The sequence below is a fragment of the Stenotrophomonas acidaminiphila genome (assembly GCF_001431595.1).
GTDB classification, from domain to species: domain Bacteria; phylum Pseudomonadota; class Gammaproteobacteria; order Xanthomonadales; family Xanthomonadaceae; genus Stenotrophomonas; species Stenotrophomonas acidaminiphila.
In genome coordinates, this window is record NZ_LDJO01000014.1 from 228,769 (window position 1) to 250,393 (window position 21,625).

Consider the following 21,625-nt stretch of genomic DNA (forward strand, 5'->3'; position numbering starts at 1 on the left):
GCCCGGGTCAGGCCACCTGCTGCGGCTGCCGGTCCTGGCGGTCGTAGTACGACGCCGCGCGCAGTTCGTGCGGGTCGAAGTCGTCCACGGTGATGGTATCCAGGGTGATCGCGCGCAGTTCTTCCAGCAGGGTGCGCTCGTCCTGGGTGATGACGCCCTCGGCCACCGCCTCGTCCAGCTGCGCCGGGAAGGTCAGTGCCTCGATGCCCTTGGTCTTGAGCGCCTTGAGGAACTTGCGCTCCACCGGCTCGGCCATGACCGCCTTGGTCAGGTAGCTGGCGATGCGGCCACCGGGGTTGTTCTCGCACGGGGTCAGGAACACGCCCTGGGCGAGCCGGTCGCGGGCTTCGTTGGGCGACATCAGGGTGGCGGCGACGCGGCGGCTCAGGCGGTCGCCCGGAGCTTCGGCGCGGCGGCCGAACGGGAAGATCAGCGCCCACATCAGCCAGCCGATCGGGCGGATCGGGAAGTTGCGCAGCGCCGCCGACAACGCTTCCTCGATGCGGTGCACGCTGTCGTGGAACGCCCACGCCAGCAGCGGCTGGTCTGCCGTCGGCGCGCCTTCGTCGTGATAGCGCTTGAGCATCGCGCTGGTCATGTAGATGTGGCTAAGCACGTCGCCCAGGCGGCCGGACAGCGATTCCTTGAACTTGAGCTTGCCGCCCAGGGTCATCATCGAGATGTCGGCCATCAGCGCCAGGTTGGCGGAATAGCGGTCCAGCTTGCGGAAGTAGCGGCGGGTGTAGGCGTCGCCCGGGGCGGCACCGAAGCGTGCGCCGGTGAGCCCGAACCAGAACGAACGCACGGCGTTGGAGATGCCGAAGCGCACGTGGCCGAACAGCGCCTGGTCGAACTCGCGCAGGCCGGCCTTGCGGTCCTCGTCCTGGGCGGCCTTCATTTCCTTCAGCACCCACGGATGGCACAGGATCGCGCCCTGGCCGAAGATCAGCAGGCTGCGGGTCATGATGTTGGCGCCTTCCACGGTGATCGCGATGGGCGCGGCCTGCCAGCTGCGGCCGGCGAAGTTGCGCGGGCCGAGGATGATGCCCTTGCCGCCGATGACGTCCATCATGTCGCTGATGCACTCGCGGCTCATGTTGGTGCAGTGGTACTTGGCGATGGCCGAGGGCACCGACGGCACGTCGCCGCGGTCCACCGCCGCGGCCGTGGCCTGCGACAGCGCGCTGATCTTGTAGGCCTTGCCACCGATGCGGGCCAGCGCTTCCTCCACGCCCTCGAAGCGGCCGACCGACAGGCCGAACTGCTTGCGGATGCGGGCATAGGCGCCGGTGATCACCGCGCCGGCCTTGGCACCGCCCGAGGCGGTGGACGGCAGGGTGATCGAGCGGCCCACGGCCAGGCATTCGTTGAGCATGTTCCAGCCCAGGCCGCGCTTCTCCGGGCCACCGATGATCTGGCTGAGCGGGATGAACACGTCCTTGCCGCGGATCGGGCCGTTCTGGAACGGCGAGTTCAGCGGGAAGTGGCGGCGGCCGACTTCGACCCCGGGGGTCTCGCGCGGCAGCAGCGCCAGGGTGATGCCGATGTCCTTGGTATCGCCGAGCAGGCCATCGGGGTCGTACATGCGGAACGCCAGGCCGATCAGCGTGGCTACCGGCGCCAGGGTGATGTAGCGCTTGTCGAAGGTCAGCCTGAGGCCCAGGACGTCCTCGCCGTTCCAGGTACCCCGGCAGACGATGCCGAAGTCGGGGATGGAGGTGGCATCGGAACCGGCGAACGGACCGGTCAGGCCGAAGCAGGGCACTTCGGTGCCTGCCGCCAGCCGCGGCAGGTAGTAGTCCTTCTGTTCCTGCGTGCCGTAGTGGTTGAGCAGTTCACCCGGGCCCAGCGAGTTGGGCACGCCGACGGTGGAGCTGACCACGCTGGAGATCGAGGCCAGCTTCTGGATGACCTTGTGGTGCGCAAGCGCGGAGAAGCCCAGGCCGCCGTACTGCTTGGGGATGATCATGCCGAAGAACTTGTTGTTCTTGATGAAGGTCCACAGCTCCGGCGGCAGGTCGGCATGGACGTGGGTGATCTCCCAGTCGTTGACCATCCGGCACAGCTCCTCGACCGGACCGTCGAGGAAGGCCTGTTCCTCGGCGGTGAGCTGCGGCCTGGGGTAATCCAGCAGCTTCTGCCAGTCCGGGTCGCCGGTGAACAGTTCGCCTTCGAAGCCGACCGAGCCGGTCTCCAGGGCGATGCGCTCGGTCTTGGACAGCGGCGGCAGCACCTTGCGGAACACGCCCATGAACGGCGAGGTGATCAGCGGCTTGCGCAGGAACGGCAGCAGCACCAGCGCGCTGACCAGGGCCAGGATCGCCGCGGCGACGATGACCGCGGTCGGGTTGACGCCGGCGAACCAGCAGACGCCCAGCAGCACGGCGCCGATCACCGTCCAGGTGACCAGCCGCATGCGGTGGTAGGCAACGAAGGCCGCTGCCAGCAGCAGGGCCAGGAAGGGAACGACAGTACTCATTGACTTGCTCCGGTAACGTGCTCGGTTCGGGCGGACGCTGCGGCGGCAGCCGGGGGCAGTGCGTCCAGATAGTTCAACACGGCGGCGGTAAACGCGTCGTTGTCATCGCCTGCCACCATATGCGTGGCGTCGGGCAGATGCACGTGCCGCGCATGCGGCACCAGCGCCAGGAATTCTGCCACCGTCTGCGGGGTGACGAGGTCGCTGCGGCCGCCGCTGACCAGCATCACCGGGCATTCGACGCGGCGTGCGGCCTCGGCGATGGCGTCCTGGTGCTGCTCGCTGTCGCGCGCCAGTTCCTCCACCAGCCGCGGATCCCAGTGCCAGCTCCAGCGGCCGCTGCCGGTGGGGCGCAGCAACGCGCGCAGCGCGTCCTCGCTCTTGCGCGGGCGGTGCGGCAGATAGCGGGCGATGCTGTCGGCGGCCGCTTCCAGCGATGCGAAGCCGTCCGGATGCGCGCTCATGAAAGCAAGGATGCGCTCGACGCCGCGGGTTTCCCAGCGCGGGGTGATGTCCACCAGCACCATGGCCGCGAACAGGCCCGGCCAGCGCGCTTCGGCCATCAGCCCGAACAGCCCGCCCATCGAAGCGGCGACCAGCACCGGCGGCCGCCGCAGCTCGCCGGCGACCACGATCAGGTCATCGGTGAATTGTTCGCCGTGATAGGGCAGGTCGGACGGATTCCAGTCCGAGCCGCCGTGGCCGCGTGCATCGAAGGCCAGCGTGGGATGGCCGGCGGCATGCAGCGCCGCGGCGGTCGCGGTCCAGGCGCCACGGGTCTGGCCGAAGCCATGCGCGAGCAGGATCGGCGACTTGCTTCCGGTGGTTTTCGAAGCAGCCAGTCCGATGCCGTGGGCACCTTCCAGCCGGGTGTCTTGCGCGTGCATGCGGTTCTCGGGGATATAACCGTACCCGATGGTATGGATATGGTCAGGCGCCGTCAATACTGGTGGGTATGGATTGGCGCGCCTTGTCCGGCAGGGCGTTGCCGGGCGGCGATGGGCCGTCGCGCGGGGCGCTGGCGCGGCGCATACTGCAACCAGTCCCCGGCGTATGGTTAAATCAGCGGATGAACGAATCTTCAGCTTCCCCGGCGGAACCCCGCGGTACACGCAACAGCCGCCTCAGCGCGGATGACTGGGCCCAGGCTGCCCTGGACCTGATCGCGGAGCAGGGGGTCGGCGCGGTCGCGGTGGAGCCGCTGGCTCGCCGCCTCGGTGTCACCAAGGGCAGCTTCTACTGGCACTTTCCCTCGCGCGACGCGCTGCTGCAGGCCGCGCTGGAACGGTGGGAGCTGGTCGAGCAGCAGCAGGTGTTCGGCAGCCTGGAGGAAGTGCCCGATCCGCGCACGCGCCTGCGCGCGCTGTTCCAGCTGGTCGCGCATGAAGTGACCCCGCATGTGATCTACAGCGAGCTGCTCAAGGCGCTCGACAACCCGCTGGTGCGGCCGGTGATCGACCGCGTTTCGCAACGCCGGCTGGAGTACCTGATGGCCTCGTTCCGCCAGGCCGGGCTGAGCTCCACCGACGCGCGCCACCGCGCGCGCCTGGCCTACGCGGCCTACGTGGGCTTCCTGCAGCTGTCGCTGCAGCTGCAGCAGCCCCGGCAGGCGCGCGAGGAATTCGAGTCCTACGTCGAGCACGTGATCGAGACGCTGATCCCGAACGGGTGAATGCAGGCGAGATGGACGATGGAAGAGCCGCGCATGCCGCGGCTTTTTTGTGTCTTCGCCGCGTTCTGCTTCCGGCAAAAAGACAACGGCCCCTTTCGGGGCCGTTGCTTGAAACGCTGATCAATCAGCCGATCAGAACTTCTGGTTGTACTTCATGTACAGGAAGCGGCCGGTATCGAAGCCACCGTAGTACGAGAAGTTCGACGCAGCCTGGCTGTACATGATCGGACCAACGCGGTTGAACACGTTGTTCGCGCCAATGGCGATGCGGGCATTCCACGGAGCCTGCCAGGAAACCTGCACGTCGTGGAACGTGGTGGCACCCAGGCGGTTCTGCGGAAGGACCTTGTTCGCGGTCGGGCTGAAGTAATCCGGATCGCTACAGCCGTAGCCCGGGGTGCAGTCTTCCTTGGTGCTGGAGTAGTAGCGGACGCCATAGTTGGCGGACCAGTCACCCTTGCTCCAGCCCAGGCTCAGGTTGGAGCGGATGCGGAAGTACTCTTCGAAACCATTGACCTGGCTCGGCTTGGTGCCCGCGTCGTTGGTGCTCTTGATTTCGAACTTGCTGACGTAGGTGGTGGCCCACTTGGCGCTGAAACGGCCCCAGTCGGTGTCCAGCGCGTAGTTGGCGTCGAAATCGAAACCTTCGGTCAGGTAGTAACCCGCATTGCGCCTGCCGTAGGTCAGGTCGCTGACGATGTTGCCCTGGGCCGGATCACGCTTGAACATGGCGCAGCGCGATTCGATCAGGTTGACATAGCAGTCGTTCATGATCGCGTTCGGCGAATCCGAGACCACGGTGTCGTCGATGCGGACATTCCACCAGTCCAGCGCCATGGTCAGGCCCTGCACGAACTTCGGGCTGTAGACCAGGCCGATGGTCTTGGAGGTGGACATTTCCGGCTGCAGGTTGATGTTGGAGCCGGACACGAACGGGACCGGGGTCTGGTTGCCGTTCGGGCCGGTGATCGGCACGAAGCCCTGCTTCAGCTGGCGGAAGTTCGCGCCGACGTCCTTGAGGCAGCGCGGCGAGTTGGCGGCCTTGCCGTAAAGCACGTCGCACGGATCCTGGAAGCCGGTGGCGAAGGTCTGCGAGCCGCCGCCGTACAGGTCACCGATGGTCGGGGCGCGGAAGCCCTCGGCATAGGTGGCACGGACCAGCAGGTCGTCCATCGGACGCCACTTCATGCCGAACTTGTTGTTGGTGGTGTTGCCGAAGGTATCGAACTTCGAGTAACGCGTAGCCGCGTTGAAGGTCAGTTCCTTGGCGCCCGGCAGGTCGGCCAGGACCGGCACGTTCAGTTCCAGGTAGCCTTCATCGACCTTGTACGAGCCGTAGGTCGGGCCCGAGGCCAGGTTGGTCGAATCGCCGGACTGGGCGATGGCGTCCGGGGTGAAGCCGCCTTCTTCCTTGCGGTGCTCGTAGCCCAGCGCGAAGCCCAGGTCGCCGGCCGGCAGGGTGATGATCGAGCCAGCCAGGTTGACGAAGTAGTCGTGCGTCCTCGTCTTGCCCACCGCGTGCTCTTCCTTGAACAGGAAGTTGCGCACGGCCGGATCGTCCAGCGAATTCGCAACGGCACCGGTACCGAAGCCGGCAAACGGGTTCCACGGCACGCAGCCGGCGATCACGTTGCCCGGCGTACCGCAGACGATCTTGCCGGTGGTCGGATCCTTGAACGACGGACCAACGGCGGCCTTGACGGCCGGAACGTAGAAGTTGCCGTTGTTGATGATGGTCGTGTCGGCTTCATTGAACATGTAGCCGGCATCCCAGTCGAAAAAGCGGTCGCCGATTTCGAAGGAGCCTTCCAGCGCCGCGGTGAAGCGCCAGGTGGTCTGGGTGGTATCGGTGGTGCGCGGAACTTCCCAGCCACGACGACGCCAGTCGATGTTGTTGCTCTGGGTGTACGGCTTGCCGGTGGCCGGATCGATGTAGCCAACCAGATCCGGCTGGTAGAGATCGGCGTTGCCGTTCGGGTTGAAGTAGCTGCCATTGCTCACGAAGGAGCGGCTGCCATCCGGATTGGTCTTCCAGATGGCGCCAGCCATCGGGGCACCAACAGCGGTGGACTGCAGCGGGTAGCCGGCAATCTGGCGGTTCGACTGGCGCTTGGTGTAACCCAGGTCGCTGGTGAAACGCACGTTATCGGTGATGTCGTAGCTCGTGTTGACGAACAGCGAGCGGCGCTCCAGCGGGGTCAGCAGCTGCATCTGGTCGATGGAGTTGCTGGTGTCGTTGGCATTCTGCGGGTGGAAGTTGCCGGAGCCGATGGCGTTGCTGCCACGGTTCGGGGCCGACCAGGCCGCGCCTGCACGCTGCGGATTGCCCTTGGCATCGAGCTTGAGGCTGCCATCGGTGTTGCGCAGGAACTGGTTGTTGAGGCGGTTGTAGTTGCCCCACTGGCCGACGGTGGTGTTGTTGCTGCCCGGATCACGCGGATCGGCTTCGGCGGTATACCAGCGGTCGCGTGCCCACACCGGATCTTCCTTGTGGTACTCGGCCCCCATGGTGACCGAGCCGCGCTCGCCGGAGAAGCCGACCATGAAATCGTAGGTCTGCTTCTGGCCGTCGCCTTCGCCGTACTGGCCGGTGTAGACATTGGCTTCGGCGCCGTCGAAGTTCTTGCGGGTGATGATGTTGATCACGCCGGCCATCGCGTCGGAGCCGTAGATCGCCGAGGCGCCGTCCTTCAGGACTTCAATGCGCTCGACGATGACGGACGGGATGGAGGAGATGTCCTGGTAACCCGCCGGGCTGATGCCCAGGCGCTTGCCATTGACCAGCACGAGGGTGCGCTGGGCGCCGAGGTTGCGCAGGTCGATGTACTGGCCACCGGCTTCCTGGTTGGAGGTCAGCGGCGAGGCGCGGCTGAACGTGGGGCTGCCGGCTGCGGAGATGTTCTGCAGGATGTCGGCGACGGAGCTGAAGCCCTGGTTCTCGATTTCCGCACGGGAAATGGTCAGGACCGGCTGGGCGGTTTCGACGTCGACCTGGCGGATGCGCGAACCGGTGACTTCGATGCGGTCGAGGTTGGTGGCGCCGCTGTTGTCCTGGGCGAAGGCAGTGCCGGTGCTGCCGACACCTGCGACCAGGGCCAGCACCACTGCGTCACGCAGCTTGTTGGACTTGCAATACATGGGCTCTCTCTCTCCAAGTGATCTTGGTAGTTACATGTGGTATCGCCTGCGCGGTGGGCCCGAAAGGGACGGTCCCAAAACCGTGTGGCTGACCCGATAGTACTTCCGTCTCTTCTGAAATTAAAGCTTCGTTAATGAATTGCGTGGGTTTGGTGAAATTCGGCAAAGTGAATGTTGCAGGTGCAACAAAAAACGCCTCCTTGCGGAGGCGTTCTGATGAATGCGGGGGCGCTCTATCGGGGAGGACTCAAAGGTCCTGCTCGTAGCGTACGTAGGGGATCGCCCCTTCGTCATTGCTCTCGTTGCGCGGGGAGAACGGGTTCTTGCCGCGGGTGACGACGTTCTCGGCGCCGACGGTGAGCTGCCCGCTCCAGGGCGTGCGCCAGGTCAGGCCCAGGCCGATGCCTTCCCACTTGCCGGGCTGGCCGGGGGCGTCGACGACGCGGCCGATGATGTTGGCGCTGAATGGCCCGTAGCCGCCGCCGATGCTCAGGCTCTTGCTGTCCCATTGGTCGACGAGGGCGGGCGAGGCGTCGCTGAGCGGAACCAGGCGTGCCTTGGCGTAGGTGCCGCCGATGGAGACGAAACCCTCGCGGCCGATGTTCTTCTGGCCGAATACGGTCAGGTCGTTCTGTTCCACGCGTGCGGCCGGTGCCTTGGCATTGCCCGACAGCCACGCCGGCAGCGTGTCGCGGCCGGTGCCGGCGCTCAGGCCGACGCGTCCGCCGGGGCGGTTGAAGGTAGTGGTCGCCGACAGGTGGCGGGCGGGGCCGGCGTCATCATCGTCGTCGCCCAGGCTGGCCAGCATGCAGTGGCTGGCCAGCCCGCTGATGCTGCTGCCGCGGCTGCTGTTGCACAGCAGGCCGAGCGAGTCGCCGGACGAGAGTCCGAACGCGGTATCGAGCGAATTGCGGCCGAAGTGCCAGCGCGCCCCGGCCATCTGTTCGCCGGTGGGTTCGAGATACAGCAGGGCCTCGACCTTGCCGCTGCCCTTGTTCCAGACCGGCAGCACGGTGCTGTCCTGGGGAGCGCGCGGCTTGCTCTGCGCGTGCGCGCCCGTGGCCACCCCAAGGGCGATCAGCAAGGCCAGCGGCAGGCGCAGGAAAGTGTTCATGGACTCAATCAGACAGGGCAGGGGCCGGGAAGTTCCCGGTGCGTGAGATTCTGATCGTATGTTGTTTATGTTTTCTTAACAAGTCTCCGTCCTCCCCGGGAACGCAGCTCGTCGGTGCCGTTACTGCAGCCGCTCTGGAGCGGCCTGGCTGGCAGGTATGACTGCAAACAATACGCCGAATTCGGTCAAAGGGAAGTGATACTCGCGCCCGCAGAACTCGCAGCGCACCTCGACCTGGCCGCTGTCGGCGGCGGCGGCGCGGGCTTCGTCCTCGCCCAGCGACTGCAGCATGCCGATCACCCGCTCGCGCGAACAGGAGCAGCCGAAACGCAGCGGCTTGCCGCCCATGGTCTCGACCTGCTCTTCGTGGAACAGGCGCTGCAGCAGCTCGGGGCCGCCTACCGCCAGCAGTTCGTCGCGTCCCAGGGTGTCGAACAGCGCCCCGGCGCGGGCCCAGCCGTCCTCGTCGCCCTGGTCGCCCGGGAGCTTCTGCAGCAGCAGGCCCGCGGCGCGGTCGCCGTCGGCGGCCAGCAGCAGGCGCGTGGGCAACTGCTCGGAATGGCGGAAGTAGTCCTCGAACGCTTCGTCCAGGCTGCTGCCCTGCAGCGCCACAAGGCTCTGGTAGCGCTGCGGTTCGCGCGGGTCCAGGCCCGGGTTTTCGATGGTGATGGCCAGCAGCGCGCCGTCACCGAGCCGGGACAGGTCGGGCGGGGCGTCCTGGCCGTCCTCGACCTGGGCGATGCCGCGCAGGGTGCCGGCCGAGGTGCACTCGGCGAACAGGGTGCGCAGCGACGAACTGCTGCGCAGCTGCACGGACAGGCGGCCGTCGATCTTGATGTGGCCGGTGAACAGGGCCGAGGCGACGCAGGCCTCGCCGAGCAGGCGCGTGGCCGAGGGGCGGTAGCTGCCGTGGGACAGGATTTCACGCCAGCTGCCGGAGAGCTGGACATGGACGCCGCGCACGCCGGCCTCGGGCAGGAGGAGGCGGACAAGGAGGTCGGACGTTTCGGTCATGGGAATCTGCATGTATGGGGACGCCGGTGCCGGATAATGCGCCGATGTCGGGATTCATGGGGTCGGGCAAGCAGATGGGGACGGAACAGGACGAGCGCAAGGTACGGCCCCGGCGCAGGTTGTGGCGCTGGTTGTGGATCACCCCCTGCGCGCTGGCGCTGTTCAGCATCGTGCAGGTGGTGGTGTTGCGGTTCGTCGACCCGCCGTTTTCCACGGTGATGGCGCTGCGCCAGGTCGAAGCCTGGGGGCAGGGCGACTGGGGGTTCCGGATCCACTACCAGTGGCGCGACCTGGACGCGATGGCGGCCAGCGTGCCGATCTCGCTGGTGGCGGCCGAGGACCAGCGGTTCCCGCTGCACAACGGGTTCGACCTTGAAGCGATCGAGAAGGCGATGGACCACAACGCCCGTGGCAAGCGCCTGCGCGGCGGCAGCACGATCAGCCAGCAGGTCGCAAAGAACCTGTTCCTGTGGCAGGGCCGCAGCTGGCTGCGCAAGGGCCTGGAGGCCTGGTACACGGTGCTGATCGAAGCGCTGTGGTCGAAGCGGCGGATCCTTGAGATGTACGCCAACGTCGCCGAGTTCGGCGATGGGGTCTACGGCGTGCAGGCCGCGTCGCGGCAGTTCTGGGGCAAGGATGCGGCGCGGTTGTCGCCGGCCGAGAGCGCGCGCCTGGCGGCGGTGCTGCCATCGCCGCGGCGCTACAGCGCGACCCGGCCGGGCCCGTTCGTACAGCGCCGCGCCGCCTGGATCCAGCGCCAGGCACGGCAGTTGGGCGGTCCGGGCTATGCCGTGGATGGAGAGTGACACCACCGCCGCGGCGGCGCGGGGGCATGCGTTCGATCTTCCGTAGAATGCGCGCATGACACACCGCGACCGGCTGACCGTCGTCATCGCCGCCTGCAACGAGCAGGACGCCCTGCCGTTGCTGCACCAGCGCCTTGGCGCCGCGCTCGAATGCCTGCCCGACATCGATGGCCGGGTGCTGTACGTGGACGATGGCAGCACCGATGCGACCTGGGCGCTGATGCAGCAGCTGGCGGCGGGCGACCCGCGGGTGGCGGCGCTGCGGCTGTCGCGCAACTTCGGCAAGGAGGCCGCGCTCACCGCCGGGCTGGACCTGGTGGACGAAGGCGCGGCGCTGATCCTGGATGCCGATGGCCAGGACCCGCCGGAGCTGATCGCGCAGTTCGTCGCGCTGTGGCGGCAGGGCCATGACGACGTGTATGGCGTGCGTCTTGCGCGCGAGGGCGACGGATGGGTGAAGCGCGCCACCGCGTCCGCGTTCTACCGGGTGATGGGGCGGCTGTCGAAGACGCCGATTCCCGCCGATACCGGAGATTTCCGCCTGTTGTCGCCGCGCGCGCTGGCGGCGCTGCGGCAACTGCGCGAGCGCCAGCGTTTCATGAAGGGCCTGTTCGGCTGGGTCGGCTTCCGCCGGGTTGCGCTGCCGTACCGGCGTGCGCCGCGCGTGGCCGGGCGCAGCAAGTTCGGGCTCTGGAAACTGTGGAACTTCGCGCTGGAAGGCATCACCAGTTTTTCCACCGCGCCGCTGCGGGTGGCGACCTATCTCGGGCTGCTGACCGCGGCCTCCTCTTTCGTTTTCGCCGCCTGGGTGGTGGGCAAGGCCGCGCTGTACGGCGACCGCGTCGCCGGCTGGCCGACGATGATGGCGGTGATCCTGTTCCTTGGCGGCGTGCAGCTGATCGCGCTGGGCCTGATCGGCGAGTACCTCGGCCGCCTCTACGTGGAGGCCAAGCAGCGGCCGTTGTACCTGGTTGACACCTGGCGGCCGGCCGACGTGGCACTATCGGACGCATCCGCCAGCAAGGGAGAACGCCATGCAGACCGTTCGTCAGTTGCTCGGGACCAAGTCCCCTGAGATCCACGCGGTAGCGCCGGACAGCGCGGTGATCGATGCGATCCGGCTGATGGCCGAAAAAGGCATCGGCGCGGTGCTGGTAATGGACGGGGCACGGCTGGCCGGCATCCTTTCCGAGCGCGACTACGCGCGCAAGATCGTGCTGCGCGACCGCTCTTCGCGCGATACCCCGGTGGCGGCGATCATGACTGCCGAGGTGGTCACCGTGACGCCTGCGGACACGGTCGAGGACTGCCTGCAGCTGGTGACCGACCGCCGCATCCGCCACCTGCCCGTGGTCGAGGGCGGTGCGGTGCTCGGGGTGATTTCCATCGGCGACCTGGTCAAGTCGGTGATCGAACAGCAGCGCCGCGAACTGGGCCAGCTGCAGCAGTACATCGTCGGCGGCTGAGCCGGCAGCGGCGGCCTTACCGGGCGTACTGGCCGCCGCAGTCGACGTCCTTGCCGGGCCCCGTCTCGAAGGTGGCCAGCAACGCCGCCGGCGGGGTGATGCTGCCCAGGGTCACGGCGATGGCGCCGCGCAGTCCCAATGCCTTGAAGTCGGGGCGGAACGACGGGTCCTTGAAGGTGCCGCCGATGCGCAGCGGAGAGCGCAGGGCGAGGATGCTCCTGTCCTTGGGCCGCGGCCGCAGCAGCAGGTCCAGGGTTTCGCGCCCGAGGCTGACGCTGCCTTCGCCCACCACCAGGGTATCGCTGGTGTCGAAGGCCAGTGCGCGCGCCTGCATCAGGCCGTCCTGCACCTGGAAGTCGGCGAAGGCGCAGCGCAGCGGGATCTGGCGGTCGCCGGTGAACAGGAACTTCAGCGATTCGGCCACGTCCAGCCCGGCCAGTTCCATCAGCAGGTTGCCGACATGGCCGCGGCCCATGCCGATGGCCACCTCGCCGTCGCTGCTGCCGAGCATGGCGGCCACCGAGTTGCCGTGGCCGGACAGGCGCAGGTGGCCGCCGATGCCGCCGGAGGCCTGCTGCGCAAGGCGCGCATCGGGAAACAGCCGCCCCAGCTGCACGCCGCGCACGCGGGCGTCGAGCGTGGTGGCGATGCGTGGCTGTCGTGCGTCCATGCGCACGGTGCTGCGGATGTCGCCGCCGGCGACGCCGAAGTTCAGCGGTTCCAGGCGCAGCAGGCCGTCGTCCAGCAGCAGGTGCGCATCCATGTCGTCCAGCGGCAACGACGGTGAATCGATGCGATGGGCCTTCCAGCGCACGTCCGCGTCCATCGCACGCAGCTTGCCCAGGTTGTAGGGCGTATCGGGCAGTACCGTGGGCCTGGCGTCCAGTGCCGCGGCCGCGGCCTTCTGCCCGGGGTTGGCGCTCTCGCCGCCGCCGGTTGCCGGGGGCGCGCCGACGAAACCGGCGAGGTCGTCGAAGTCGAGCCGGCGCGAGACCAGCTCGGCGGTCAGCCGCGGGCGTTCGCCGCCGACGTCGATGCGCACATTGCCGGCCAGATCGCTGTCGCCCACCTGGCCGCTGAATTTCTCGTAGCGCCAGGTGTCATGGTCGCGCCTGAGCCGGCCGTCGAGACGATACGGGGGCGAGGAGGGCATGGCGATGCCGAGCAGGGGGTACAGGTCGTCCAGGTCCTTGCCGCCGAGGCGGAAGCGCAGGTCGAACACCTGCAGCTGGAACGGATTGGTCAGCGTGCCGCTGGCCGTGGCGTGGGTGTCGCCGGCATGGGCATCGAGGTGCAGGCGGAACGGGTGGTCGCTGTCGGCCAGTTGCAGCGGCGATTCGGTGCCGCCGCGCACGCTGAACGAGACGCCGCGCCAGCGCCCATCGCCCTGCAGCAGCAGCGGTGGCGCGGCGTTGCCCTGCTTCGGCGCACCGCTGTGGACGGCAAGCTGGATGTCGGTGCGTCCCGCCGCGTCCACGAACCGCAGGGTGCCGTCGTCCACGCGCAGCCGCTTGAGCGGCAACGGCCGGTCTGCGTTGCCGCCGCCGAGGAAATCCCAGTTGCCCGGCTCGCCGGGGCGCGGTGCGGTCTGCAGCAGCACGTCCGGGCGGACCAGGCGCACCTCCGGCAGCTGCAGGTCGCCACGCAGCAGTGGCCACAGCCGCAGGTCGATCTCCACGCGCGCGGCGCGCGCCATGTCCGCCCGTTGCGCCCACGGCGCATTGGCGAAATCGACGCGGTCGGCGCGCAGCGTGCTGGTGCTGCCCAGGTCTACATCGAGGTGGCCGATGTGCAGGGCGCGGCCGGTGCGCGCCTGCACCATGCGTTCCAGCGGCCCCTTGAACCAGTTCCAGTCCCACAGCAACAGCAGCACGACGAGCGCGGCGAGCAGCAGGCCGGCCACGGCCAGCCAGCGCTGGCCACGCATGCCGGGACGGCGGAGGCGCCAGCGCGACGCGCGCGGTGCGGCGGGGGCAGGTGCGGTATCCACGCGGCCATGGTTGCCGCGCGCTCGTGCACGCGGCGCGAAGCGTTCATTGGCGTGGCGTGCAGGTGATGTTGCCGCGGCGTGTGCGGCGCGCGCCGGGTGCTACAGGATCTGCGCGGTGACCGAGACGAAGTGGCACACGCTGCCGGCGATCACGAACAGGTGCCAGATGGCGTGCGAATAGCGCACCGATTCGCGGTGGTAGAAGTACGTGCCCAGGGTGTAGGACACGCCGCCGGCCAGCAGCCAGCCCAGTGTGAATGCATCCAGCGAATTCCACATCGGCTCGATCGCCACCACCACCAGCCAGCCCATGGCGATGTAGATGGCCGTGGACAACCGCTTGAAGCGGCCGGTGTAGAACAGCTTGAAGATCACCCCGCCCACGGCCAGCGTCCAGATCGCGGCGAACAGCCCCCAGCCCCATGGCCCGCGCAGGCCGATCAGGGTGAACGGCGTATAGGTGCCCGCGATCAGGATGTAGATCGCACAGTGGTCGAAGATCTTCAGCCTGCCCTTGGCCACCGGGTGCTGGATGGCGTGGTACAGGGTCGAGGCGGTGTAGAGCAGCAGCAGCGCGATGCCGAAGACGATGGCGCTGGCCAGTTGCCAGCCGTCGCCATAGATCGCGGCCAGCGTGATCAGCACCGCACTGGCGCCCAGGGCGGTGACTGCGCCCAGGCCATGGGTCAGGGCGCTGGCGATTTCCTCGCGGATGTCCACGGCGTGCTGCGGCAGGGGGGCGGCGGTAGGCATGGACAGCAACTTACCGCAATGCAGCACGGGGTGCACCCCCATGCCCGCCGGCGGTTGGGGGGGGCGTCATCCAGGCGGCAGGAACGCGCGGCGGGCGCGCCTGCCGCCCGCCGCTTACGCCACCGAGACGGTGTGCGCGGCTTCGCGCGTGGCCGAGAAGCGCACGTCCGGTGCCCGTTCCTGCGCCAACTGCAGGTTGACCCGGGTCGGGGCGAGATAGACCAGCTGCCCGGCGGCGTCCACGGCCAGGTTGTTGGCGTTCTTCTCGCGGAACTCCTCCAGCTTCCTGGCGTTGTCGCAATGCACCCAGCGCGCGGTGACCACGCCGACTGGTTCGAAGATGGCTTCCACCCCGTACTCGTCCTTCAGGCGGTAGGCGGCGACGTCGAACTGCAGCACGCCCACCGCGCCCAGGATCAGGTCGTTGCTCATGATCGGGCGGAAGAACTGGGTGGCGCCTTCCTCGGACAGCTGCGCCAGGCCCTTCTGCAGCTGCTTGAGCTTGAGCGGATCCTTCAGGCGCGCGCGCCGGAACAGTTCCGGGGCGAAGTTGGGGATGCCGGTGAAGGTGACCGCCTCGCCCTCGGTGAAAGTGTCGCCGATGGAGATGGTGCCGTGGTTGTGGATGCCGATCACGTCGCCCGGCCAGGCCTCGGCGGCGATCTCGCGGTCGCTGGCCATGAAGGTCAGCGCGTTGGCCAGCTTCATCTCCTTGCCGGTGCGCACGTGGAAGGTCTTCATGCCGGCGCTGAACCGGCCCGAGCACACGCGCATGAACGCCACGCGGTCGCGGTGCTGCGGGTCCATGTTGGCCTGGATCTTGAACACGAAGCCGCTGAGCTTGTCTTCCTGCGGGGCGATGGTGCGGCCGGTGGTGGCGCGCGGCTGCGGCGCCGGCGCGTGCTCGACGAAGAAATCCAGCAGCGGCTGCACGCCGAAGTTGTTCACGCCCGAGCCGAAGAACACCGGCGTCTGCTGGCCACGCAGGTAGGCGTCCTTGTCGAACGGGTGGCTGGCGCCCTGCACCAGCTCCAGTTCCTCGCGCAGGTCGGCCAGCATCTTCTCGCCGATGCGCGCCGCCAGGCCGGGCGCGTCCAGCGACGGGAAGATCGTCGAATCCTGGCGGGTGAAGTTGCGGCCCGGCTCGTACAGGTGCACCTCGCCGGTCAGCAGGTGCACCACGCCCTTCAGGCGCTGGCCCATGCCGATCGGCCAGGTGACCGGCGCGCACTGGATGCCGAGCACGGTTTCCACCTCGTCGAGCAGCTCGATCGGGTCCTTGCCCTCGCGGTCGAGCTTGTTGATGAAGGTCATGATCGGGGTGTCGCGCAGGCGGCACACCTCCATCAGCTTGATGGTGCGCTCCTCCACGCCCTTGGCCACGTCGATCACCATCAGCGCCGAGTCCACCGCGGTGAGCACGCGGTAGGTGTCCTCGCCGAAGTCGGCGTGGCCGGGGGTGTCGAGCAGGTTGACGATCTTGCCTTCGTACGGGAACTGCATCACCGAGGAGGTGACCGAGATGCCGCGCTCCTTTTCCAGCGCCATCCAGTCCGAGGTGGCGTGGCGGCTGGTCTTGCGCGACTTCACCGAGCCGGCCATCTGGATCGCGCCTCCGAACAACAGCAGCTTTTCGGTCAGCGTGGTCTTGCCGGCGTCGGGATGGGAAATGATGGCGAAGGTGCGGCGGCGCGCGGCTTCGGATGCGACTTCGGACATGGCGGCTGCGCCCGCGGCGGGCGCGCATTGGGAAAGGGAAGCCGGCGATTATAGCCGTTCAGGGCGGGGCGCCCGTCTCGCGGGCGAAGCGCAGTTCGCCGCGCGGGCCGGCCATGCGGAACGGGATCGAGGCCAGCGCCAGCCCGGTGTTGGCCTGTACCGCGAAGTGCAGGTGCGGGCCGGTGCTGCGGCCGGTGTTGCCGGAGCGGGCCAGCACCTGCCCGGCCAGCACCGCCTGCCCGGGCCGGACCGCCAGGCTGCCCGCCTGCAGGTGGGCATACAGCGCCATGCCGCCGTCGGCGTGCAGCACCCGGACCAGGCAGCCGTCTACGGGCGCATCGGCCAGCACCTGCATCACCGTGCCGGCGCGGGCGGCGAGCACCGGCGTGCCTTCGGGCAGGGGAAAGTCGATGGCATGGCGGTTCTGCGCATCGCGGTGGCTGTGCGCGCCGTCGATGCCCTGGCTGACCCGGACCGGCACGTCGGCGAACGGCAACCGGTAGAGGTGGTCGCCGGGGCGCGCGGACGGGTCGCCGGGAAAGGCATCGAGCAGCAGGCGCGCGCCGCCGCCGGTATCGGCCAGCCACAGCAGGTCGCGCTGCCCGCCGGGTGGCAACAGTACCGGCGCGGCCATCGTCCTGCCGTCGGCGGCATCGCGCAGGCGCACCTGCAGCGGGCCGGCCAACAGGTTGCGCACCTGCGCTTCGCGGCCGCCGCCACGGGCCTGGAGCAGCAGCTGCGCGAAGCCGGGGGCATGGCCGCCGGCGCTTTCCGCCGTGGCCGTGCCGGTCAGCCCCCAGCCCTGGCGCCAGCGCGGCGCGGGGCCGTCGCCCCGGGCGGGCAGGGCGACCATTGCGGACAGGAGCAGGAGCGTCAGGCGGTGCATGCGGTGGCGGCGGAGGTGGTGCCGGGATTATGCCGGCATGGTTGCATCGGAAACTCCATCGCTCCATCCGAATAAAGAGATTGACATGGGCCGGGGCAGCTGGCATCGTGTGTCCACCATCGAGACCGGCGGAGGGACAGGCCCTTTGATGCCGGGGCAACCAGCAGGTGCGCAAGCGCCTGTGCCTGGTGCCAAATCCTGCGGGGACCACCGCGTCCGCCGAAAGATGGTTCGATCCGTGCCCTGCACGGCGAACACGGGCCCGCGAAGCTCGATGGCTGCTCCTTACCGGATATCGCCATGCGTTTCGCCACTGCCACCGCCATCCGCGACTACCCGCCCGCCGCGCCCGACAGCGCGGCGCTTGCCCCTGCCGCCGTGCGCGGTGAAATCGACGTGCGCCTGGCCATGCGCCATGCCGGCGAGCGCACGCTGCGGCTGCGCTACGAACTGGTCGGCCGTGTCGATGCGCCGGTGGTGCTGGTGGCCGGCGGTATTTCCGCGCACCGCCACATCGCCGCCAACGCCGTGTTCGGCGAGAAGGGCTGGGCCGACGGGCTGGTCGGCTGCGGCCGCGCGCTCGACCCGGCGCACCGCCGCCTGCTGGGCCTGGACTTCATCGGCGCCGACGGCGAGCTCGACGTGCCGATCGATACCGCCGACCAGGCCGACGCGGTGGCCCTGCTGCTGGACGCGCTGGGCATCGACAGCCTGCACGGCTGCGTCGGCTATTCCTACGGTGCGCTGGTCGGCCAGCAGCTGGCCATCCGCCACCCGCAACGGCTGGGCCGGCTGGTGGCGGTCAGCGGCGCGCATCGCCCGCATCCCTATGCCTCGGCCTGGCGCGCGCTGCAGCGGCGCGCGGTGGCGCTGGGCCAGCTGCAGTGCGCCGAAAGCCATGGGCTGGCGCTGGCGCGGCAGTTCGCCATGCTCAGCTACCGCACGCCGGAAGAATTCGGCGAACGCTTCGACGCCCAGCCCGAAGTGGTGAACGGCCGTGTGCGCGTGGCCGCCGAGGACTACCTCGACGCCGCCGGTGCGCAGTACGTGGCGCGCACCCGGGTCAATGCCTACCTGCGCCTGTCCGAATCCATCGACCTGCACCGCGTCGAGCCAGCCGCCATCGGCGTGCCGACGCTGGTGGTCGCGGTCGAGGGCGATCGCCTGGTGCCGTTGTCCGACCTGGTCAGCCTGGTCGAGGGCCTGGGCACGCGCGGAAGCCTGCGCGTGCTGCGTTCGCCCTACGGCCATGACGCCTTCCTGAAAGAGACCGATCGCATCGACGCGATCCTCGCCAACGCCCTTCGCCTTCCCGGAGAAAACGCATGAGCCTGTCCACCGCTTCCGATGTGTCCTGTTGCCGCGCCACCGCTGCCGTGCGTGCCGGCATCGATCGCGATACCGCCTATGGCGCGGTGACCCCGCCGCTGGTGCTGTCGTCCAACTTCAGCTTCGACGGCTTCGGCAACAAGCGCCAGTACGACTACACCCGCAGCGGCAACCCGACCCGCGACCTGCTCGGCGAAGCGCTGGCGGAACTGGAGGGCGGTGCCGGCGGGGTGGTCACCTCCACCGGCATGGGCGCGATCAACCTGGTGCTCAACGCGCTGTTGCAGCCGGGCGACAGGCTGGTGGTGCCGCACGACGCCTACGGTGGCAGCTGGCGCCTGTTCAACGCGCTGGCGAGCAAGGGCCATTTCGAGCTGATCACCGCCGACCTGACCGATCCGCGCGCACTGGCCGAGGCGTTGGCGCAGGCGCCGAAGCTGGTGCTGGTGGAAACCCCGTCCAATCCGCTGCTGCGCATCACCGACCTGCGTTTCGTGATCGATGCCGCGCACCGGGCCGGTGCCCAGGTGGTGGTGGACAACACCTTCCTGTCGCCGGCGCTGCAGAACCCGATCGCCTTCGGCGCCGACCTGGTGCTGCACTCGACCACCAAGTACGTCAACGGCCACAGCGACGTGGTCGGCGGCGCGGTGGTCGCGCGCGACGCCGAACTGCACCAGCAACTGGCGTGGTGGGCCAACGCGCTGGGCCTGACCGGCTCGCCGTTCGATGCGTTCCTGACCCTGCGCGGCCTGCGCACGCTCGATGCACGCCTGCGCGTACACCAGGAGAACACCCGCGCGCTGGTCGACCTGCTCGCCACCAGTGAAGTTGTGGCCAAGGTCTACTACCCGGGGCTGGAATCGCACCCGGGCCATGCGCTGGCCGCGCGCCAGCAAAAGGGTTTCGGCGCGATGCTGTCCTTCGAACTGGCCGCATGCGACGGTGCCGATCCGCACGCGGCGGTGCGCGCCTTCGTCGAAGGCCTGCGCTATTTCACCCTGGCCGAATCGCTCGGTGGCGTGGAGAGCCTGGTCGCGCACCCGGCCACCATGACCCATGCGGCGATGACCCCGGAGGCACGGGCCAAGGCCGGCATCAGCGATGGCCTGCTGCGGCTGTCGGTCGGCATCGAAGCCTGCGAGGACCTGGTGGCCGACCTGCAGGCCGGACTGCTGCGCGCCGCGCGGGCGCTGGCCGACAGCCGTAGCGAGGCACTGCGGAAAACGGTGGACGCATGAGCGCGCAGTTGCGTCCGCAGGCGGCAGCGGCGCGGCTGGTGCTGCTGGGTACCGGCACGGTCGGCTCGGCCTTCATCGCCCGCTACCAGGCCCTGCGGCAGCGACAGCTCGACCTGCCGCTGCTGCACGTGGTGGCCAACTCGCGCATCGCGCTGGCCTGCGGCGACGCACCCGAGGCGGTGCTGTCGCGCGCGAAAGAGGCGACCCGGCAGGGCGACGCGCCGGCCCACGCCGAGGAAACCGGGCGCCTGCAGGCCGGCGACATCGTGGTCGACGCCACCGCCAGCGAGGACATCGCTGCCGAACATGCGCACTGGCTGGCACGGGGCATCCACGTGGTCACCGCCAACAAGCTGGGCAATGGCACCACGCTTGCGCGCGCGCGCCGGATTGGCGGGATCGTGGCCGCGGGCAGTGTGCGCTATGGCGATTCGGCCACCGTCGGCGCCGGCCTACCGCTGCTGTCCAGCATCCGCGCGCTGGTGGCCGGTGGCGACCACGTGCATGCCATCGAAGGCGTGCTGTCCGGTTCGCTGGCATGGCTGTTCCATCGGTTCGACGGCAGCCAGCCGTTCTCGGCCTGCGTGCGCGAAGCGGCGGCGGCCGGTTACACCGAGCCCGATCCGCGCATCGACCTGTCCGGCGAGGACGTGCGCCGCAAGCTGCTGATCCTGGCGCGCGCGGCCGGGGTGGCGCTGGAGCCGGAACAGGTGGAGGTCGAGTCGCTGCTGCCGCCGGCGCTGGCGGCATTGCCGGCCGCACAGGTCGACGCCGCGCTGGCGCAGCTGGACGCGCCCCTGGCGGCGCGCCTGCAGCAGGCGCGCGGGCAGGGGCTGTCGCTGTGCTTCGTGGCGCGCCTGGACGGGCACGGCGCCAGCGTCGGCCTGCGCGCGTTGCCGGCCGACCATCCGGTGGCCGGTGGCCGCGGCACCGACAACCGGGTGGCGATCCGCAGCGACCGCTACCGCGGGCAGCCGCTGCTGATCCAGGGGCCGGGTGCCGGTGCCGACGTCACCGCGGCGGCGCTGCTAGACGACGTGCTGGGCATCGCCAGGCGCTGACCGCCGCGCGCATGCGCTTCAGTGGCCCGCCGAGCGCGCGGCGAGGCGGCGTTCGACTTCGGCGCGGCCGAGGCGTGTGCCATCGCGGTCGACGACGCTGAATTCCACGCCGTTGTCCCACAGCAGCGGCGCGCCGAGCACCGCGATGTCTTCCGAGGCGGTGCGCGCCTGCAGGTCGAGCAGGTGCTGGTTGAAGCCTGCCGCCTGCAGCCAGGCACGGTAGCTGGAGTCGTGCTCGGTGGCGAACTGGTCCTGGTAGTGGCACTCCTCGCGCTCCGGCGAGGGCAGAGCGTCGCACTGCGCGTTGCGCTGGTGCAGGCCGATCACCGCATCCGGCTCCATCTGCCGCTGTGCGGCCGCGGCCCAGAGCGCGACGCAGATGCTGGCGCAGTAGCCGTGCACGCGCACGGTGAGGTTGTTCCTGCGCACGATGCGCGCCGCTTCCAGGCCGGTGATGGCGTAGCCGCCGCCGCTGGTGATGTCGATCCGCCGCACCGACGGCGCCGCGTCCAGCCATCTCGCAAGCTCGCTGGCGAAAGTGCGGCCGACGCCGCCTTCCACCCGCAGCGCGGTGCCCTGGTCGTGCAGGGTCATGCGGGCTTCGCCGATCTCCGCCAGCGTGGTCGACTTCTCGCCACGCACGACCTGCGCCTGTGCCCGGGGCGCGGCCACGGTGCCCGCATCGGGCGCATCGGGCGCATCGGGTGTGGCCGCGGTGGCGGGCGGGTCCACCGCCGGCGGCCGCTTGCCGATGAACCAGGCAAGCAGCAGCAGCGCGATCGCCGCCAGTACCAGCCGGGTCAGGGTCAGGCCACCGCCGCGGCGCGGCGCGGCCGCTGTCGCGGTGCGCGGACGCCGGGGTGGCAACGGTCCGTCGGGTTGCTGTGCGCCCTGCATCCTTGCCCCGCTGCTGGCTGGTGATGGGTGATTCTGGTGCGCTGCCGGCCGCCGGTGCAA

The 21,625-nt window shown here is 69.0% G+C and carries 17 protein-coding genes and 1 riboswitch; of the genes, 7 read left to right on the forward strand and 10 right to left on the reverse strand.

Translation table 11 applies throughout. The annotated features are described in order from the left end of the window. Positions 1–7: 7 nt before the first annotated feature. Both ABB33_RS04490 and ABB33_RS04495 read right to left on the reverse strand, forming a co-directional pair. Complete coding sequence (locus ABB33_RS04490; protein ID WP_056931296.1) at positions 8–2,479, reverse strand: acyl-CoA dehydrogenase; 2,472 nt, start codon at positions 2,477–2,479, stop codon at positions 8–10. Continuing rightward, positions 2,476–3,366, reverse strand: coding sequence for an alpha/beta fold hydrolase (locus ABB33_RS04495; RefSeq protein ID WP_056931297.1), 891 nt, complete (start codon positions 3,364–3,366; stop codon positions 2,476–2,478). The genes ABB33_RS04490 and ABB33_RS04495 overlap by 4 nt, the downstream gene beginning before the upstream one ends. 182 nt (positions 3,367–3,548) lie before the next feature. Between ABB33_RS04495 and ABB33_RS04500 the strand changes: the two genes are divergently transcribed. Further along, on the forward strand, positions 3,549–4,151 hold the full coding sequence (locus ABB33_RS04500; RefSeq protein ID WP_054667106.1) for a TetR/AcrR family transcriptional regulator: 603 nt from the start codon (positions 3,549–3,551) through the stop codon (positions 4,149–4,151). Positions 4,152–4,283: 132 nt separating this feature from the next. On the opposite strand, the gene ABB33_RS04505 is transcribed toward ABB33_RS04500, so the two are convergent. From ABB33_RS04505 to hslO, 3 genes are all read right to left on the reverse strand, one after another. After that, positions 4,284–7,289 (reverse strand): TonB-dependent receptor domain-containing protein, encoded by a 3,006-nt coding sequence (locus ABB33_RS04505; RefSeq protein WP_054667105.1) that lies wholly within the window; start codon positions 7,287–7,289, stop codon positions 4,284–4,286. Between the two features lie 247 nt (positions 7,290–7,536). Beyond that, positions 7,537–8,403, reverse strand: coding sequence for an XOO1806 family protein (locus ABB33_RS04510; RefSeq protein ID WP_054667103.1), 867 nt, complete (start codon positions 8,401–8,403; stop codon positions 7,537–7,539). A 120-nt stretch (positions 8,404–8,523) separates the two neighbouring features. Continuing rightward, positions 8,524–9,417, reverse strand: coding sequence for an Hsp33 family molecular chaperone HslO (gene hslO / locus ABB33_RS04515; protein ID WP_056931298.1), 894 nt, complete (start codon positions 9,415–9,417; stop codon positions 8,524–8,526). A gap of 74 nt (positions 9,418–9,491) precedes the next feature. On the opposite strand from hslO, the gene mtgA reads away from it, so the two are divergent. From mtgA to ABB33_RS04530, 3 genes are read left to right on the forward strand one after another with little or no spacing between them, the layout of a single operon-like run. After that, complete coding sequence (gene mtgA / locus ABB33_RS04520; protein WP_056931299.1) at positions 9,492–10,223, forward strand: monofunctional biosynthetic peptidoglycan transglycosylase; 732 nt, start codon at positions 9,492–9,494, stop codon at positions 10,221–10,223. A gap of 55 nt (positions 10,224–10,278) precedes the next feature. Beyond that, on the forward strand, positions 10,279–11,298 hold the full coding sequence (locus tag ABB33_RS04525) for a glycosyltransferase family 2 protein (protein ID WP_054667096.1): 1,020 nt from the start codon (positions 10,279–10,281) through the stop codon (positions 11,296–11,298). Beyond that, a complete protein-coding gene (locus ABB33_RS04530) occupies positions 11,258–11,689 on the forward strand; it encodes a CBS domain-containing protein (RefSeq protein WP_054667094.1) in 432 nt (143 codons plus the stop codon). Before ABB33_RS04525 ends, ABB33_RS04530 begins: the two co-directional genes overlap by 41 nt. Positions 11,690–11,705: 16 nt before the next feature. Here ABB33_RS04530 and ABB33_RS04535 read toward each other — a convergent pair whose 3' ends face one another. The 4 genes from ABB33_RS04535 to ABB33_RS04550 form a co-directional block, all read right to left on the reverse strand. Then, complete coding sequence (locus ABB33_RS04535; RefSeq protein ID WP_380610787.1) at positions 11,706–13,616, reverse strand: AsmA family protein; 1,911 nt, start codon at positions 13,614–13,616, stop codon at positions 11,706–11,708. A gap of 162 nt (positions 13,617–13,778) precedes the next feature. Beyond that, the gene (gene trhA / locus ABB33_RS04540) at positions 13,779–14,432 is read right to left on the reverse strand and encodes a PAQR family membrane homeostasis protein TrhA (protein ID WP_056931301.1); all 654 of its coding nucleotides are present in this window, start codon (positions 14,430–14,432) and stop codon (positions 13,779–13,781) included. 114 nt (positions 14,433–14,546) lie between these two features. Continuing rightward, positions 14,547–16,151, reverse strand: coding sequence for a peptide chain release factor 3 (locus ABB33_RS04545; RefSeq protein ID WP_054667090.1), 1,605 nt, complete (start codon positions 16,149–16,151; stop codon positions 14,547–14,549). Positions 16,152–16,209: 58 nt separating this feature from the next. Beyond that, positions 16,210–17,004, reverse strand: coding sequence for a M23 family metallopeptidase (locus tag ABB33_RS04550; protein ID WP_248842445.1), 795 nt, complete (start codon positions 17,002–17,004; stop codon positions 16,210–16,212). A gap of 146 nt (positions 17,005–17,150) precedes the next feature. Continuing rightward, a riboswitch (SAM riboswitch) is annotated at positions 17,151–17,270 on the forward strand. A 67-nt stretch (positions 17,271–17,337) separates the two neighbouring features. On the opposite strand from ABB33_RS04550, the gene metX reads away from it, so the two are divergent. The 3 genes from metX to ABB33_RS04565 are packed head-to-tail and all read left to right on the forward strand — an operon-like array spanning position 17,338 to position 20,668. After that, on the forward strand, positions 17,338–18,366 hold the full coding sequence (gene metX / locus ABB33_RS04555; protein WP_054667087.1) for a homoserine O-succinyltransferase MetX: 1,029 nt from the start codon (positions 17,338–17,340) through the stop codon (positions 18,364–18,366). Continuing rightward, on the forward strand, positions 18,363–19,607 hold the full coding sequence (locus tag ABB33_RS04560) for an O-succinylhomoserine (thiol)-lyase (RefSeq protein ID WP_056931303.1): 1,245 nt from the start codon (positions 18,363–18,365) through the stop codon (positions 19,605–19,607). The genes metX and ABB33_RS04560 overlap by 4 nt, the downstream gene beginning before the upstream one ends. Further along, a complete protein-coding gene (locus ABB33_RS04565; protein ID WP_056931304.1) occupies positions 19,604–20,668 on the forward strand; it encodes a homoserine dehydrogenase family protein in 1,065 nt (354 codons plus the stop codon). The genes ABB33_RS04560 and ABB33_RS04565 overlap by 4 nt, the downstream gene beginning before the upstream one ends. A gap of 18 nt (positions 20,669–20,686) precedes the next feature. Here the strand turns inward: ABB33_RS04565 and ABB33_RS04570 are convergent, their stop codons facing one another. Continuing rightward, positions 20,687–21,535, reverse strand: a complete 849-nt coding sequence (locus ABB33_RS04570; protein WP_152984958.1) for a hypothetical protein — start codon at positions 21,533–21,535, stop codon at positions 20,687–20,689. Positions 21,536–21,625 lie beyond the last annotated feature (90 nt).